Here is a 14,661-nt window from a genome sequence, read left to right on the forward strand (position 1 = left end):
ATGAAGCGACTTCCCAGCCGGCACTTCCAACGAACAGAAAAGAGAGAGCCATATGAAACCCATCGCCCAACTCATCGCCACCGTTGCTTCGCTCACCTTTGCCACCAGCGTGCTCGCTGCGGCCCCGGCCAGCGCCGAAGCCCCTGACGTGCTGGTCAAGCGCATCAGCGCCGACGTCATCGAGACCGTCAAGGCCGACAAGGACATCCAGGCCGGCAACCGCGCCAAGATCATGGACCTGGTCAATTCGAAAATCCTGCCGCACGTGGATGCCGAGAAGATGACCGCCCAGGCTGCCGGCCCGTTCTGGCGCCAGGCCACCCCGGAACAGCAGAAGCGCCTGTCGGAAGAATTCCGCACGCTGCTGGTGTACACCTATTCCGGCGCGCTGTCGCAGATCAAGAACGAAACCGTCGAGTTCAAGCCGATGCGTTCGAGCCCGCAAGATACCGACGTCGAAGTGCGTTCGCAGGTGAACGTCACCCGCGGCGAGCCGATCACCCTGAACTACCGCCTGTCCAAGGGCAACCAGGGCTGGAAAATCTACGACATCAACGTGCTGGGCGCCTGGCTGGTCGAGACCTACAAGGGCACCTTCAAGGCCGAGATCAACAAGTCCGGCATCGATGGCCTGATCACCCGCCTGGCCGAGCGTAACCGCCAGCTGGCCAGCAAGCCGCTGAAAGCGCCGAAGTAATCGATGGCAGAAGCAAATCCCATGCTCTCGCTCGATGCCCTGACTTTCCAGAACGCCAACGCGGCGTTGGAGCAGGGCATTGCGGCGATCCAGGCCGGCGAGACCGTGTTCGACCTCGGCGGCGTGCGCTCCGTCGACTCGTCCGGCGTGGCCCTGCTGCTCGCCTGGCAACGCCGCGCGCACGACGCCGGGCGCAGGCTCAGCTTCATCAACGTGCCGGCGAATGTCGATGCGCTGGTCAACCTGTACGGCCTGGACGGGCTGTTGGAGCGGTCGTAACACGGGCGTAGGGTGGGCACTCCGTGCCCACGCGTAAACGTTGCATACACGCGGCGCGTCAAATGGGAGCGCCGCGATAACGCCTGGTCTTGTCCGATGCGCTATCGATTTTCCCCTGGAGCTTGAACGGCTGCGCCGGCCTTGCCTTTATCGCCATCGCCGCCGATGACACCACGTTCCGGTGGGCACGGAGTGCCCACCCTACGGTCACCGCCGCCGTCGACTCGTTCCCCCAAGCTCTTGCATTTACGATTTCCCCTATAATGGATCGTTTCCCCGCCCGGACCGCGCGCGCCCGCGCCGCGGCCAACTCCGAACAAGAATGACAGCGATCCAGATAGACAGCGTCGAGAAAAGCTACAAGGGCTTCAAGGCCCTTAAAGGCGTTTCCCTGAACATCGAACAAGGCGAGTTCTTCGGCCTGCTCGGCCCGAATGGCGCCGGCAAGACCACCCTGATCTCCACCATCGCCGGGCTGATCCGGCCGGACGTCGGCAGCGTCAAGATCCACGGCCACGACGTGGTGAGGGATTTCCGCGAGGCGCGCAGGAAGCTCGGCGTGGTGCCGCAGGAACTGGTGTTCGATCCCTTCTTCACCGTGCGCGAAACCCTGCGCCTGCAGTCGGGCTACTTCGGCATCAAGAACAACGATCAGTGGATCGATGAGGTCATGGAAAACCTCGACCTCACGAACAAGGCCGACGTCAACATGCGCGCCCTGTCCGGCGGCATGAAGCGCCGCGTGCTGGTGGCCCAGGCCCTGGTGCACAAGCCGCCCGTCATCGTGCTGGACGAACCGACCGCGGGTGTCGACGTCGAACTGCGCCAGACCCTGTGGAAATTCATCTCGCGCCTGAACCGCGAAGGCCACACCGTCGTGCTGACCACCCATTACCTGGAAGAAGCCGAGGCCATGTGCCAGCGCGTAGCCATGCTGAAACTCGGCCAGGTCGTGGCGCTCGACACCATGCAGGGCCTGCTGCGCCGCGTCTCCGGCTCGCAACTGATCGTGCACCTGAAGCAGGGCGCGCTGCCGGAAGGCCTGCGCCACCTGGTCTCGCACGACGAACAAGGCAACGGCAAGGGCAACCGCTACAGCCTGCGCATCAATGCGCCGGGCGAGGTCGAATCGATCCTGGCGCGCCTGCGGGAAAGCGGCGCCGTGGTCGACGAGATGCAGTTGCAGCAAGCCGACCTGGAAGACATCTTCCTGCAAATCATGGGCGATGCCAAAGCCGGAAAGGGTGCACTGTGAATTTCGTTTCTGTCGGTTTCCGTACCCTGTTCTACAAGGAGATGCTGCGTTTCTGGAAAGTGGCCACGCAAACCATTGCCGCGCCGATCCTGACCGCCATGCTCTACCTGCTGATCTTCGGCCACGTGCTGGAGGGCCGGGTCGAGGTCTATCCGGGCGTGAGCTATACCGCCTTCCTGATCCCGGGCCTGGTGATGATGAGCGTGCTGCAGAACGCCTTCGCCAACTCCTCGTCCTCGCTGATCCAGTCGAAAATCACCGGCAACCTGGTGTTCATCCTGCTGCCGCCGTTGTCGCACTGGGAAATCCTGCTGGCCTATGTCTCGGCCTCGGTCGTGCGCGGCCTGGTGGTCGGCGCCGGCGTGTTCGCGATTACCGCCTGGTTCGCCCACCTGAGCTTTGCCGCGCCGCTGTGGATCATCGTCTTCGCGGTGCTGGGCGCGGCCATCCTCGGCACCCTGGGCGTGATCGCCGGCATCTGGGCCGACAAGTTCGACCAGCTCGCCGCGTTCCAGAACTTCCTGATCATGCCGGCAACCTTCCTGGCTGGGGTGTTCTATTCGATCCACTCGCTGCCGGCATTCTGGCAGGCAGTCTCGCATTTCAACCCGTTCTTTTATATGATTGACGGGTTCCGCCACGGCTTCTTCGGCCAGTCCGACATCTCGCCGTGGACCAGCCTTGCCATCGTGTCCGCGTTCTTCGCGGTGCTGGCGGCAGTGGCGATCAACCTGCTCCGCCACGGCTACAAGCTGCGCCACTGAAGCGCACCGAACGACAATAAACATCGCGCAGTAACATTTATTCATTAGGAATTATCGTGTCGACCACCCCAGAACTGATCCACAGCTACATCGCCAATGGCCTGGAATGCACCCACCTGCAGGTGGAAGGCGACGGCCGCCATTTCTCGGCCGTGATCGTCTCGCCGGCCTTTGCCGGCAAGCGCCCGATCCAGCGCCACCAGCTGGTGTACGCCGCGCTGGGCGACCGCATGCGCGAAGAAATCCACGCGCTGTCGATGAAGACCCTCACCCCAGAAGAGTACCAAGGATAAGCATGGACAAGCTCCAGATTGTCGGCGGCAAGCGCCTGAACGGCGAGATCCCGGTGTCGGGCGCCAAGAACGCGGCGCTGCCGATCCTGTGCGCCGGCCTGTTGACGAGCGGCGACGTCGAACTGACCAACGTGCCGCGCCTGCACGACGTCAAGACCATTCTCAAGCTGCTCGCGCAGACCGGCCTGAAGGTCACCCAGGACGACGAAAACGTCACCCTGAACGGCGCCAGCATCACCAGCCTCGAAGCGCCATATGAACTGGTGAAGACCATGCGCGCCTCGATCCTGGTGCTGGGCCCGCTGCTGGCGCGCTTCGGCGAGGCCAAGGTCTCGCTGCCGGGCGGCTGCGCCATCGGTTCGCGCCCCGTCGACCAGCACATCAAGGGCCTGCGCCAGATGGGCGCCGAGATCACGATCGAAGGCGGCTACATCTACGCCAAGGCGAAGAAGCTGAAGGGCGCGCGCATCCTGACCGACATGATCACCGTGACCGGTACCGAGAACCTGCTGATGGCCGCGACCCTGGCCGAAGGCGAGACCATCCTCGAGAACGCCGCGCGCGAGCCCGAAGTGACGGACCTGGCCAACCTGCTGGTGGCGATGGGCGCGAAGATCGAAGGCATCGGCACCGACCGCCTGGTGATCCAGGGCGTCGACAGCCTGCATGGCGCGAAGCACGCCGTGATTTCGGACCGCATCGAAGCCGCGACCTTCCTGTGCGCCGTCGCGGCCACCGGCGGCGACATCGTGCTGACCCGCACCCGCACCGACATTTTCGATGTCGCGCTCGACAAGCTGCGCGAAGTCGGCCTGCAGATGGAGATTGGCACGGATACCATCCGCGCGCGCATGGACGGCCGCCCGCAGCCGGTGTCCTTCCGCACCACCGAGTACCCGGGCTTCCCGACCGACATGCAGGCCCAGTTCATGGCGGTGAACACCATCGCCGCCGGCCCGAGCCGCGTGACCGAGACCATTTTCGAGAACCGCTTCATGCACGTGCAGGAGATGAACCGCCTGGGCGCTACCATCTCGACCGAGGGCAACACCGCCTTCATCAAGGGCGTCGACCGCCTGGTCGGCGCGCCGGTGATGGCGACCGACCTGCGTGCCTCGGCCTCGCTGGTGATCGCCGGCATGGCGGCCGAAGGCACGACGATTGTCGACCGCATCTATCACCTCGACCGCGGTTACGACCGCATGGAAGTGAAGCTGTCGGCGGTCGGCGCCGACATCGTGCGCATCAAGTAAGGCCCATATGACCATCGCAACACAATCGCCCACGGAACCGGGCCTGATCCTGGCCCTGTCCAAGGGCCGCATCTTCGAGGACACGCTGCCGCTGCTGGAAGCCGCCGGCATCACCGTCACCGAGAACCCGGAAACCTCGCGTAAACTCATCCTCGCGACCAACGACCCGCTGGTGCGCGTGCTGATCGTGCGCGCCACCGACGTGCCGACCTATGTCCAGTACGGCGCGGCCGATTTCGGCGTGGCAGGCAAGGACGTGCTGCTCGAGCATGGCGGCGAAGGCCTGTACCAGCCGGTCGACCTGAACATCGCCTGCTGCCGCATGTCGGTGGCGGTGAACGCCGGCTTCGACTACGAAACCGCCGTGCGCCAGGGCGCGCGCCTGCGCGTGGCGACCAAGTTCGTGCACACCGCGCGCGAGCACTTCGCCAGCAAGGGCGTGCACGTCGACCTAATCAAGCTGTACGGCTCGATGGAACTGGCGCCCCTGGTCGGGCTGTCGGACGCCATCGTCGACGTGGTCTCGACCGGCGGCACCCTGCGCGCCAACAACCTGGTCGAAGTCGAGAAGATCATGGAGATCTCCTCGCGCCTGGTCGTCAACCAGGCCGCGCTGAAACTCAAGCGCGAGCGCCTGCAACCCATCATCGAGGCGTTCGAACGCGCTTCACGTACCGCATCCCGCCTCAACACGAAGTAACAAGGTAAACATCATGGCAGTCCAGATCCGCAAACTCGATTCCACCGACGCGAACTTCAAAGAGCAGCTGCATACGCTGCTCGCCTTTGAAGCCGCGACCGACGATGCGATCGAAACCGCGGTGGCGAAGATCCTCGCCGACGTCAAGGCGCGCGGCGATGCTGCCGTGCTGGAGTACACCAACCGTTTCGACCGCGTGAATGCGGCCGGCATCGCCGACTTCGACCTGACCCAGGACGAGCTGCAGGCGGCCCTGGCCGCGCTGCCGGAAGCCCAGCGCGCCGCGCTGCAAGTGGCGGCCGAACGCATCCGCGTGTTCCACGCGCGCCAGAAGCAGGAACTGAACGGCTTTACCTACACCGAGCCCGACGGCACCGTGCTGGGCCAGCGCGTGACGCCGCTGGACCGCGTCGGCATCTACGTCCCGGGCGGTAAGGCGGCCTACCCTTCGTCGGTGCTGATGAACGCCATTCCCGCCCAAGTGGCGGGTGTAAAAGACATCGTGATGGTGGTGCCGACCCCGGACGGCGTCAAGAACCAGATGGTGCTGGCCGCCGCCGCGATCGCCGGCGTGACGCGCGTGATCACCATCGGCGGCGCCCAGGCCGTGGGCGCGCTGGCCTACGGCACCGAGACGATTCCGGCGGTCGACAAGATCGTCGGCCCGGGCAACGCCTATGTGGCCGCCGCCAAGCGCCGCGTGTTCGGCACGGTCGGCATCGACATGATTGCCGGCCCGTCGGAAATCCTGGTGCTGTGCGACGGCACGACCGACCCGGACTGGGTCGCGATGGACCTGTTCTCGCAGGCCGAGCACGACGAGCTGGCCCAGGCCATCCTGCTGTGCCCGGACGCGGACTACATCGCCCAGGTCGAGGCCAGCATCCACAAGCTGCTGCTAACCATGCCGCGCCACGAGACGATCACGACCTCGCTGACCGACCGCGGCGCCCTGGTCAAGGTGCGCGACATGGCCGAAGCCTGCGCGATCGCCAACGACATCGCCGCCGAGCACCTCGAGATCTCGGCCGAGAACCCGCAGCAGTGGGCCGAGCAGATCCGCCACGCCGGCGCGATGTTCCTGGGCCGCTTTTCGTCGGAATCGCTGGGCGACTATTGCTGCGGCCCGAACCACGTGCTGCCGACCTCGCGCACCGCGCGCTTCTCGTCGCCGCTGGGCGTGTACGACTTCCAGAAGCGCTCCTCGGTGATCCAGGTGAGCGAAGCCGGCGCCCAGACGCTGGGCAAGGTCGCGGCCGAACTGGCCTACGGCGAAGGCCTGCAGGCGCACGCGCGCAGTGCAGAGCTGCGGATCAAGCAGCAGTCATGACAGGCTGGGTCAACCAGGTCTTCTGCGAGGATGCGCTGGAAGGGCTGGCGCGCATCCCCGACGGGGCCATTGACCTGCTCCTGACCGACCCGCCCTACAACCTCGGCAAGGACTACGGCAACGCCTCGGACCAGCAGAGCGTCGAGGCGTATTTGTCCTGGACCGAGCAGTGGATCGACGCGGCGCTGCCCAAGCTCAAGCCCAATGGCAGCCTGTACATCTTTCTCACCTGGCGCTTCGCGCCCGAGATCTTCGTCATGCTGAAGCGGCGCATGACGATGATGAACGAGATCATCTGGGACCGCCGCGTGCCCTCGATGGGCGGCAGCGTGCGCAGCTTCTCGTCGGTGCACGACACCATCGGCTTTTTTGTCAACCGCAAGGATTACTACTTCGACCTCGACGCGGTGCGCGTGCCCTACGACGAGGCGACCAAGAAGGCGCGCACGCGCTCGATCTTCGTCGGCGCCAAGTGGCTCGAGGTCGGCTACAACCCGAAGGACCTGTGGAGCGTGTCGCGCCTGCATCGAGAACACCCGGAGCGCGCCGACCACCCGACGCAAAAGCCGCTCGAGATCATCGAGCGCATGATCAAGGCTTCCTGCCCGCCGGGCGGCGTGGTGCTCGACCCCTTCATGGGCAGCGGCACCACGGCGATCGCAGCCAAGCGCCTGGGCCGCCAATTTTCCGGCTTCGAGCTGAACCCGGCGTATTGCGAGATCATCGAGGCGCGCCTGGCGGCGCCCGACCCCGCACCCACCATCAAGAAACGCAAGAGCATCGCGCGCGCCGCGCGCGCCGCCACCGAGGAGTGAGCATGAACATCGATAACCTGATTGCCAACGTCATCCGCGCCGACATCCGCGCCGACAGTGCCTATGTTGTGCCCGACGCGAGCGGCTACATCAAGCTCGACGCGATGGAAAACCCGTACGCGCTGCCGGAGGCGTTGCGCCAGGAGCTGGCCACGCGCCTGGCCGACGCGGTGCTGAACCGCTATCCGGTGGCGTCCTACGCCACGCTGAAGCAGAAAGTCAGCGCCAAGCTCGGCATCCCGGCAGGTTACGGTGTCCTGCTCGGCAACGGCTCGGACGAGCTGATCCAGATCGTCACCACCACGGTGGCCAGCCAGGAACGGCGCGCCGTCGTGCTGGCGCCGGTGCCGGCCTTTGTCATGTATGCGCGCTCGGCCCAGTTCGCGGGCGCGGACTTCGTCGGCGTGCCGTTGAAGGCCGACTTCTCGCTCGACCTGGACGCCATGCTGGCGGCGATTGCCGAGCACAAGCCGGCCGTTGTGTTCCTGGCCTACCCGAACAACCCGACCGGCAACCTGTTCGCCACCGACGAGGTCGAAGCCATCCTGCGCGCCCTGGGCGAGACCGGCATCGCCGTGCTGGACGAGGCGTATCAACCGTTCGCGCGCCGGACCTTCATGGACCGCCTCGGCGAGTTCGAGAACCTGGTCGTGATGCGCACCGTGTCGAAGCTGGGCCTGGCCGGCATCCGCCTCGGCTACATGACCGCCGCGCCGAAGCTGCTGGCCGAGTTCGAGAAGGTGCGCCCGCCGTACAACGTCAACGTGCTGACCCAGGTGGCGGCCGAGTTCGTGCTCGACCACGTCGAGGTGCTCGATGCCCAGGCTGCCTCGATCAACGCCGAGCGCGAGCGCCTGGCCGTCGAACTGGCGGCCTTGCCGGGAGTCGAAGTATTTCCGTCGGCCGCGAATTTCATCTCGCTGCGCGTGCCGGACGCTGCCGGTGTTTGCGCAAAACTGCTATCCGGGAAGGTGCTGATCAAAAATTTGAGTAAAATGCACCCATCGCTGGCCAATTGCATTCGTGTGACGGTCAGCACGCCGGAGGAAAACTCCGCATTCCTGAACGGACTGAAGGCCGCGCTCGCATCGAAGCAAGCCGCGACCTGACCCCAACGAGCACCTTTTCATGACCCGCACCGCAGAAATCACCCGCAACACCAACGAGACGCAGATCCGCGTCGCGATCAACCTCGACGGTACCGGCCGCCAGAAGCTGAACACCGGCGTGCCCTTCCTCGACCACATGCTCGACCAGATCGCCCGCCACGGGATGATCGACCTGGAAGTCGACGCCGTGGGTGACCTGCACATCGATGCCCACCATACGGTCGAGGACACCGGGATCACCCTCGGCATGGCGATCGCCAAGGCGGTCGGCGACAAGAAGGGCATGACCCGCTACGGCCATTCGTACGTGCCGCTGGACGAAGCCCTGTCGCGCGTGGTGATCGACTTTTCCGGCCGTCCCGGCCTGGAGATGCACATCCCCTGGACGCGCGCCATGATCGGCACCTTCGACGTCGATCTCACCGGCGAATTCTTCCGCGGCTTCGTCAACCACGCAGGCGTGACCCTGCACATCGACAACCTGCGCGGCGTGAACGCCCACCACCAGTGCGAAACCGTGTTCAAGGCCTTTGGCCGCGCGCTGCGCATGGCGACCCAGCTCGACGAGCGCGCCGCCGGCATCATCCCGTCGACCAAAGGCAGCCTGTGAGGGTCGACTAAGCCATGACGAACAAGATCGTAGTGGTCGACGGCCTGGGCAACCTGCGCTCGGTGGCGCAGGCCCTGCGCGCCGCCGCGCCCGAAGCCGACATCCTGGTCTCGAACAAGGCCGAAGACATCGATGCGGCCGACCGCATCGTGCTGCCGGGTCAGGGCGCGATGCGCGACTGCATGGACAGCCTGCGCGCCTCGGGCGCCGAGGAAGCCCTGCGCCGCGCATTCGCGACCCGTCCGGTGATGGGCGTGTGCGTGGGCGAGCAGATGCTGTTCGACGAGAGCGAGGAAAACGGCGGCACGCCGGGCCTGGGCTTGTTGCCGGGCAAGGTGGTGCGCTTCCAGCTGGACGGGAAAGTCCAGGCGGACGGCTCGCGCTTCAAGGTCCCGCAGATGGGCTGGAACCGCGTGCGCCAGACGCGCGCGCACCCGCTATGGGATGGCGTTGCCGACAACAGCTATTTCTACTTCGTGCACAGCTATTACGTCGTGCCCGAGGTCGCCGCCGACACCATCGGCGAAACCGACTACGGCGGCTTCTACACCTGCGCCGTCGCCCGCGACAACATCGTCGCCACCCAGTTCCACCCCGAGAAGAGCGCGGCCGCCGGCCTGCGCTTGTACCGTAATTTCATCCACTGGAATCCTTGAACCCTTCGTTCACTTACCGACCACGACCATGCTGCTGATCCCTGCCATCGACCTGAAAGACGGTCACTGCGTTCGCCTGAAACAGGGCGACATGGACCTCGCCACCGTCTTTTCCGAAGACCCCGCCGAAATGGCCCTGCATTGGCTGAAGAAGGGCGCGCGCCGCCTGCACCTGGTGGACCTGAACGGCGCCTTCGCCGGCAAGCCGAAGAACGAGTCGGCCATCAAGTCGATCCTGCAAGTCGTCCAGGAATACGCGCAGGACAACGACATCGAGGAGATCCCGGTCCAGCTGGGTGGCGGCATCCGCGACCTCGACACCATCGAGCGCTACCTGGACGACGGCATCAGCTACATCATCGTCGGCACCGCCGCGGTGAAGAACCCGGGCTTCCTGCACGACGCCTGCGGCGCCTTCCCCGGTTCCATTATCGTCGGCCTGGACGCCAAGGACGGCAAGGTGGCAACTGACGGCTGGAGCAAGATGTCCGGCCACGAAGTCATCGACCTGGCCCAGAAGTTCGAAGGCTACGGCGTCGAATCGATCATCTACACCGACATCGGCCGCGACGGCATGATGGGCGGCGTGAACATCGAGGCGACCGTGCGCCTGGCCCAGGCCGTCAAGATCCCGGTCATCGCCTCCGGCGGTCTGCACAACCTGGCCGACGTCGAAGCGCTGTGCGCGGTGCAGGACGAGGGCATCGAAGGCGTCATCTGCGGCCGCTCGATCTACGAAGGCACGCTCGACCTGGAATCCGCGCAGGCCCGCGCGGACGAACTGACCGAAGGCGAACAGGCCTGAGGCTTTATTTAGATTATTTATGCTGGCAAAACGCATCATCCCCTGCCTGGACGTGACCGGTGGCCGCGTCGTCAAGGGCGTCAACTTCACCGAGCTGCGCGACGCCGGCGATCCGGTCGAGATCGCGCGCCGCTATGACGGGCAGGGCGCCGACGAGATCACCTTCCTCGACATCACCGCATCGAGCGACGGCCGCGACCTGATCCTGCCGATCATCGAGGCGGTGGCCTCGACCGTGTTCATTCCGCTGACCGTCGGCGGCGGCGTGCGCAAGGTCGAGGACGTGCGGCGCCTGCTCAACGCCGGCGCCGACAAGGTCAGCATGAACACCTCGGCCGTGCAGAATCCGCAGCTGGTCCACGAGGCCTCGCAGAAGCACGGTGCGCAGTGCATCGTGGTGGCGATCGACGCCAAGCAGACCGCACCCGGCAAATGGGAAGTGTTCACCCATGGCGGGCGCAATGCCACCGGCATGGACGCGGTGGAATGGGCGATCAGGCTGCAGGAGCTGGGCGCCGGCGAACTGCTGCTGACCAGCATGGACCGCGACGGCACCAAGTCCGGCTTCGATCTCGGCCTGACCCGTGCGGTGTCGGATGCCGTCGGCATTCCGGTGGTCGCCTCGGGCGGCGTCGGCGGCCTGCAGGACCTGGCCGACGGCGTGCTCGAAGGGCATGCCGACGCGGTGCTGGCGGCCTCGATCTTCCACTACGGCCAGCACACGGTCGGCGAGGCGAAGCGCTACATGGCTGAACGCGGCATTCCGATGCGGATGGACTGACATGACGAACCCGATCGCAACGACACCGACCCCGAACGCGAAGTGGCTGAAAAAAGTGCGCTGGGACGAGAACGGCCTGGTGCCGGTCATCGCCCAGGAAGCGGCCACGGGCGACATCCTGATGTTCGCCTGGATGAACCGCGACGCGCTGGCGCGCACGGTGGAGCTGGGCGAAGCCGTGTACTGGAGCCGCTCGCGCAAGAAGCTCTGGCACAAGGGCGAAGAGTCCGGCCACACCCAGAAGGTGCTGGAAATCCGCCTCGACTGCGACGAGGACGTGGTGCTGCTCAAGATCGAGCAGGCTGGCGGCATCGCCTGCCATACCGGGCGCCATTCCTGCTTCTTCCAGAAGTTCGACGGCGAGGACTGGCAGGCGGCCGACCCCGTGCTGCGCGATCCGGAAACGATTTACACGAATACGAAGAAAACCCATGAGTGACACCCTGGCCCGCCTGGCGGCCGTGATCGAATCGCGCAAGCCGGACAACGGCGGCGACCCCGCGACTTCCTATGTGGCGAAGCTGTTCGCCAAGGGCGACGACGCCATCCTCAAGAAGATCGGCGAAGAAGCCACCGAGACCGTGATGGCCGCCAAGGACGCGCGCGTCTCGGGCGACAATGCGAAGCTGGTGTACGAAGTCGCCGACCTGTGGTTCCATTCGATGGTGTTGCTGGCGAAATTCGGTCTCACGCCGCAGCAGGTGGTCGACGAGCTGGCGCGCCGCGAAGGCGTGTCTGGCCTGGAAGAAAAAGCCGCGCGCAAGGACGCGTAAATGCTGCGTAGTTAACACCGTTCTTGCGCGACGCGTCATTGCGCCGTCATCGTTCTCGGTTACGATGGTTGGGATTGCCGGCGTCGCCGTTGCGGCAAGCACACTGGAGACAACATGGATAACTGCATTTTCTGCAAGATCGTCGCCAAGCAGATTCCGGCGAACGTCGTCTACGAGGACGATGCGTTGCTGGCTTTCAAGGACATCAACCCGGCCGCCCCCGTGCACCTGCTGGTGATTCCGAAGGAGCACATCGACACGCTGTCGGATACGACCGAAGCGCATACCGCGCTGCTGGGCAAGATGCTGGCCCTGGCGCCGAAGCTGGCGGCCGAGCACGGCGTCGGCGTCGGCGTCGATGCCGAGGGCAAGCGCACCGGCGGCTACAAGACCCTGGTCAACAGCGGTCCGAACGGTGGCCAGGAGGTGTACCACTTGCACCTGCACATGTATGGCGGTCCGCGGCCCTGGCGTGGTCTTGGCACCTGACAATATTCCCCAAGGACGGTCACGCAGGCGCTGCTTCGCGTATACTGACGCTTAAGTTTTGCGCATAAGCTTGCGCCGGCATTTTGCACACAAGTTGCATTGATTTTGGGCGCCCGTGCCCATGAAGGAGAAAACGATGGGTTCGATGAGTATTTGGCACTGGGTAATCGTGCTGGTCGTGGTGGTGCTGCTGTTCGGTACCAAAAAGCTGGGCAATGTCGGTTCCGACATCGGCAAGGCCGTGAAGGGCTTCAAGGACGGCGTGAAGGGCGAGGAAGAAAAGCCGGCGAGCACCGCTGCCAATCCCGCACAGCCGACCCAGCAGGTAGCGGACAAGTCGACGATCGACGTCGAAACCCGCGAAAAGCACCGTTCGTAATCCCGTCGTCGCGCCATGATCGACCTGGGACTGTCCAAGCTCGCCATCATCGGCGTGGTGGCGCTGATCGTGATCGGCCCCGAGAAGCTGCCGAAGGTAGCGCGCATGGCCGGCACCCTGTACGGCCGCGCCCAGCGCTACCTGCACGACGTCAAGTCCGAGGTCAGCCGCGAGATCCAGCTCGACGAGCTGCGCAACCTGCAGAAGGAAGTGGCCGACAGCGCCGCCGAATTCCAGTCCGACGTCGAGCATCATTTCTCGAGCGCCAAGCAGGAGGTGGAATCGGCCTGGCAGGGCGATATCCAGCCGACCCCGCCCGTGTCCACGTTCAGCGCGAGCGCCGACGACATCGAGCGCAAGGCGCGCGACTTCCGGCGCAAGAAGCTGGTGCGTTCGTCCGCCGTTCCCGCCTGGTACAAGCACCGCCATGGCGGCAAGACCCGGGTGTTGTCGGGCGCCGCACGCGTGCGCAAGTTCCGGCCGGGCGTGAAATCCTCCAATAGTTCTTTTTTCTAGATGACGACCGAAGAAGCGCCAGTCGAAGAAACCTTCATCTCCCACCTCGTCGAACTGCGCGACCGCCTGGTCAAAGCCATTATCGGCGTGGCGGTGGTCTGTATCGCGCTGATGATCTGGCCAGGGCCGAAGGAAGTGTACGATTTCCTCGCGTCCCCGATGCTGCAGTCGCTGCCGCAGGATGCCAAGATGATCGCGACCGGCGTCGTCTCGCCCTTCCTGGTGCCGATGAAGGTCACGCTGATGGTGGCGCTGATCATCGCGCTGCCCTGGGTGTTCTACCAGATCTGGGCCTTCGTGGCCCCCGGCCTGTATGCGCACGAGAAGCGCCTGGTGCTGCCGCTGGTGATCTCGTCCTCGCTGCTGTTCATCGGCGGCGTCGCGTTCTGCTACTTCCTCGTGTTCGGCCGGGTGTTCCACTTCATCGCCGAGTTCGCGCCATCCTCGATCGCCGTGATGCCGGACATCGAAAACTACCTCGACTTCGTGATGTCGATGTGCCTGGCCTTCGGCGCCACCTTCGAGGTGCCGGTGGTGGTCGTGATCCTGGTGCGCATGGGCATCGTCAGCATCGAGAAGCTGAAGGCGGTGCGCCCCTACATCATCGTCGGCGCTTTCGTCATCGCGGCCATCGTCACGCCGCCGGACGTGGTCAGCCAGCTGGCGCTGGCCATTCCGATGTGCCTGCTGTTCGAGCTGGGCCTGCTGGTGGCGCCGATGTTCGTGCGCATGACGCGCGCGCCGGAAGAAACGGCCTGACGTTCAATGTATCGAAAAAGAACCGGAGCTCGCTCCGGTTTTTTTATGCCTGCGCGGCGGCGCCTTATTTCGCCGCGCCGCCCTTCAGCGTGCGGATGGCGTCCAGCACCTCGTGCTCGCGGCCGGCAGCGACGAGCTGGGCCGGCGACTGGTTGCCGAAGGCCGCCAGCGGCGCGTTCATCCAGGCATTGGCCGCATCGTCGTTGCCAACGACTGCCTTGATTTCGTGCATCACCGCGTAATACGCCTGGGCCTTGCGCGACTGGGCCGCGAAGCGCTCGCGCAAGGCGGCCATCGCGTCGGGGGTGAGTGGTCCTTCGGTACTCATGCGTGTCGTCGTCCGGTGAAAATGCACATCATACCCGCCCCGCCGAAAATGCTTGACCCTGACGCGCCTG

21 protein-coding genes are annotated in these 14,661 nt (G+C 64.9%); 20 read left to right on the forward strand and 1 reads right to left on the reverse strand.

Going from position 1 to position 14,661, the window contains the following annotated elements:
* The first annotated feature begins 52 nt into the window (after positions 1-52).
* The 20 genes from ACFOPH_RS19115 to tatC all read left to right on the forward strand — a co-directional run bounded on the left by ACFOPH_RS19115 (position 53) and on the right by tatC (position 14,263).
* Positions 53-697: an MlaC/ttg2D family ABC transporter substrate-binding protein gene (locus ACFOPH_RS19115; protein ID WP_312548734.1), complete on the forward strand. Its 645-nt coding sequence runs from the start codon at positions 53-55 to the stop codon at positions 695-697.
* A gap of 3 nt (positions 698-700) precedes the next feature.
* A complete protein-coding gene (locus tag ACFOPH_RS19120) occupies positions 701-976 on the forward strand; it encodes an STAS domain-containing protein (RefSeq protein WP_379736955.1) in 276 nt (91 codons plus the stop codon).
* Between the two features lie 322 nt (positions 977-1,298).
* Positions 1,299-2,231, forward strand: coding sequence for an ABC transporter ATP-binding protein (locus ACFOPH_RS19125; protein WP_312547322.1), 933 nt, complete (start codon positions 1,299-1,301; stop codon positions 2,229-2,231).
* On the forward strand, positions 2,228-2,995 hold the full coding sequence (locus tag ACFOPH_RS19130) for an ABC transporter permease (protein ID WP_312547324.1): 768 nt from the start codon (positions 2,228-2,230) through the stop codon (positions 2,993-2,995). The genes ACFOPH_RS19125 and ACFOPH_RS19130 overlap by 4 nt, the downstream gene beginning before the upstream one ends.
* A 56-nt stretch (positions 2,996-3,051) precedes the next feature.
* Positions 3,052-3,288, forward strand: coding sequence for a BolA family protein (locus tag ACFOPH_RS19135; RefSeq protein WP_312547326.1), 237 nt, complete (start codon positions 3,052-3,054; stop codon positions 3,286-3,288).
* Positions 3,289-3,290: 2 nt separating this feature from the next.
* The gene (murA, locus tag ACFOPH_RS19140) at positions 3,291-4,541 is read left to right on the forward strand and encodes a UDP-N-acetylglucosamine 1-carboxyvinyltransferase (protein WP_379736956.1); all 1,251 of its coding nucleotides are present in this window, start codon (positions 3,291-3,293) and stop codon (positions 4,539-4,541) included.
* Between the two features lie 7 nt (positions 4,542-4,548).
* Positions 4,549-5,241 (forward strand): ATP phosphoribosyltransferase, encoded by a 693-nt coding sequence (gene hisG, locus ACFOPH_RS19145; RefSeq protein ID WP_312547329.1) that lies wholly within the window; start codon positions 4,549-4,551, stop codon positions 5,239-5,241.
* A gap of 13 nt (positions 5,242-5,254) precedes the next feature.
* Positions 5,255-6,571: a histidinol dehydrogenase gene (hisD, locus tag ACFOPH_RS19150; protein WP_379736957.1), complete on the forward strand. Its 1,317-nt coding sequence runs from the start codon at positions 5,255-5,257 to the stop codon at positions 6,569-6,571.
* Positions 6,568-7,386, forward strand: coding sequence for a DNA-methyltransferase (locus tag ACFOPH_RS19155; protein WP_312547332.1), 819 nt, complete (start codon positions 6,568-6,570; stop codon positions 7,384-7,386). Before hisD ends, ACFOPH_RS19155 begins: the two co-directional genes overlap by 4 nt.
* A 2-nt stretch (positions 7,387-7,388) precedes the next feature.
* Positions 7,389-8,495 (forward strand): histidinol-phosphate transaminase, encoded by a 1,107-nt coding sequence (hisC, locus tag ACFOPH_RS19160; RefSeq protein ID WP_379736958.1) that lies wholly within the window; start codon positions 7,389-7,391, stop codon positions 8,493-8,495.
* A 19-nt stretch (positions 8,496-8,514) separates the two neighbouring features.
* A complete protein-coding gene (hisB, locus tag ACFOPH_RS19165) occupies positions 8,515-9,105 on the forward strand; it encodes an imidazoleglycerol-phosphate dehydratase HisB (RefSeq protein ID WP_312547334.1) in 591 nt (196 codons plus the stop codon).
* A 14-nt stretch (positions 9,106-9,119) separates the two neighbouring features.
* The gene (gene hisH, locus ACFOPH_RS19170) at positions 9,120-9,761 is read left to right on the forward strand and encodes an imidazole glycerol phosphate synthase subunit HisH (protein WP_379736960.1); all 642 of its coding nucleotides are present in this window, start codon (positions 9,120-9,122) and stop codon (positions 9,759-9,761) included.
* Between the two features lie 28 nt (positions 9,762-9,789).
* Positions 9,790-10,566: a 1-(5-phosphoribosyl)-5-[(5-phosphoribosylamino)methylideneamino]imidazole-4-carboxamide isomerase gene (hisA, locus tag ACFOPH_RS19175; RefSeq protein ID WP_312547336.1), complete on the forward strand. Its 777-nt coding sequence runs from the start codon at positions 9,790-9,792 to the stop codon at positions 10,564-10,566.
* 19 nt (positions 10,567-10,585) lie between these two features.
* Positions 10,586-11,347: an imidazole glycerol phosphate synthase subunit HisF gene (hisF, locus tag ACFOPH_RS19180; RefSeq protein ID WP_312547338.1), complete on the forward strand. Its 762-nt coding sequence runs from the start codon at positions 10,586-10,588 to the stop codon at positions 11,345-11,347.
* Between the two features lies 1 nt (position 11,348).
* Complete coding sequence (hisI, locus tag ACFOPH_RS19185; RefSeq protein WP_312547339.1) at positions 11,349-11,786, forward strand: phosphoribosyl-AMP cyclohydrolase; 438 nt, start codon at positions 11,349-11,351, stop codon at positions 11,784-11,786.
* The gene (locus ACFOPH_RS19190) at positions 11,779-12,120 is read left to right on the forward strand and encodes a phosphoribosyl-ATP diphosphatase (RefSeq protein ID WP_312547340.1); all 342 of its coding nucleotides are present in this window, start codon (positions 11,779-11,781) and stop codon (positions 12,118-12,120) included. The genes hisI and ACFOPH_RS19190 overlap by 8 nt, the downstream gene beginning before the upstream one ends.
* Positions 12,121-12,234: 114 nt before the next feature.
* Positions 12,235-12,609: a histidine triad nucleotide-binding protein gene (locus ACFOPH_RS19195; RefSeq protein ID WP_312547341.1), complete on the forward strand. Its 375-nt coding sequence runs from the start codon at positions 12,235-12,237 to the stop codon at positions 12,607-12,609.
* 136 nt (positions 12,610-12,745) lie between these two features.
* On the forward strand, positions 12,746-12,988 hold the full coding sequence (gene tatA / locus ACFOPH_RS19200; protein WP_312547343.1) for a Sec-independent protein translocase subunit TatA: 243 nt from the start codon (positions 12,746-12,748) through the stop codon (positions 12,986-12,988).
* Positions 12,989-13,003: 15 nt separating this feature from the next.
* A complete protein-coding gene (tatB, locus tag ACFOPH_RS19205; RefSeq protein ID WP_379736961.1) occupies positions 13,004-13,504 on the forward strand; it encodes a Sec-independent protein translocase protein TatB in 501 nt (166 codons plus the stop codon).
* Positions 13,505-14,263: a twin-arginine translocase subunit TatC gene (gene tatC, locus ACFOPH_RS19210; protein WP_312547347.1), complete on the forward strand. Its 759-nt coding sequence runs from the start codon at positions 13,505-13,507 to the stop codon at positions 14,261-14,263.
* Positions 14,264-14,327: 64 nt separating this feature from the next.
* Here the strand turns inward: tatC and ACFOPH_RS19215 are convergent, their stop codons facing one another.
* Entirely contained in the window at positions 14,328-14,591 is a 264-nt protein-coding gene (locus tag ACFOPH_RS19215; RefSeq protein WP_312547348.1) for an MbcA/ParS/Xre antitoxin family protein, read from the reverse strand.
* Between the last annotated feature and the right edge of the window lie 70 nt (positions 14,592-14,661).

The sequence above is a fragment of the Massilia haematophila genome (genome assembly GCF_042647645.1).
Lineage (GTDB): Bacteria > Pseudomonadota > Gammaproteobacteria > Burkholderiales > Burkholderiaceae_D > Telluria > Telluria haematophila.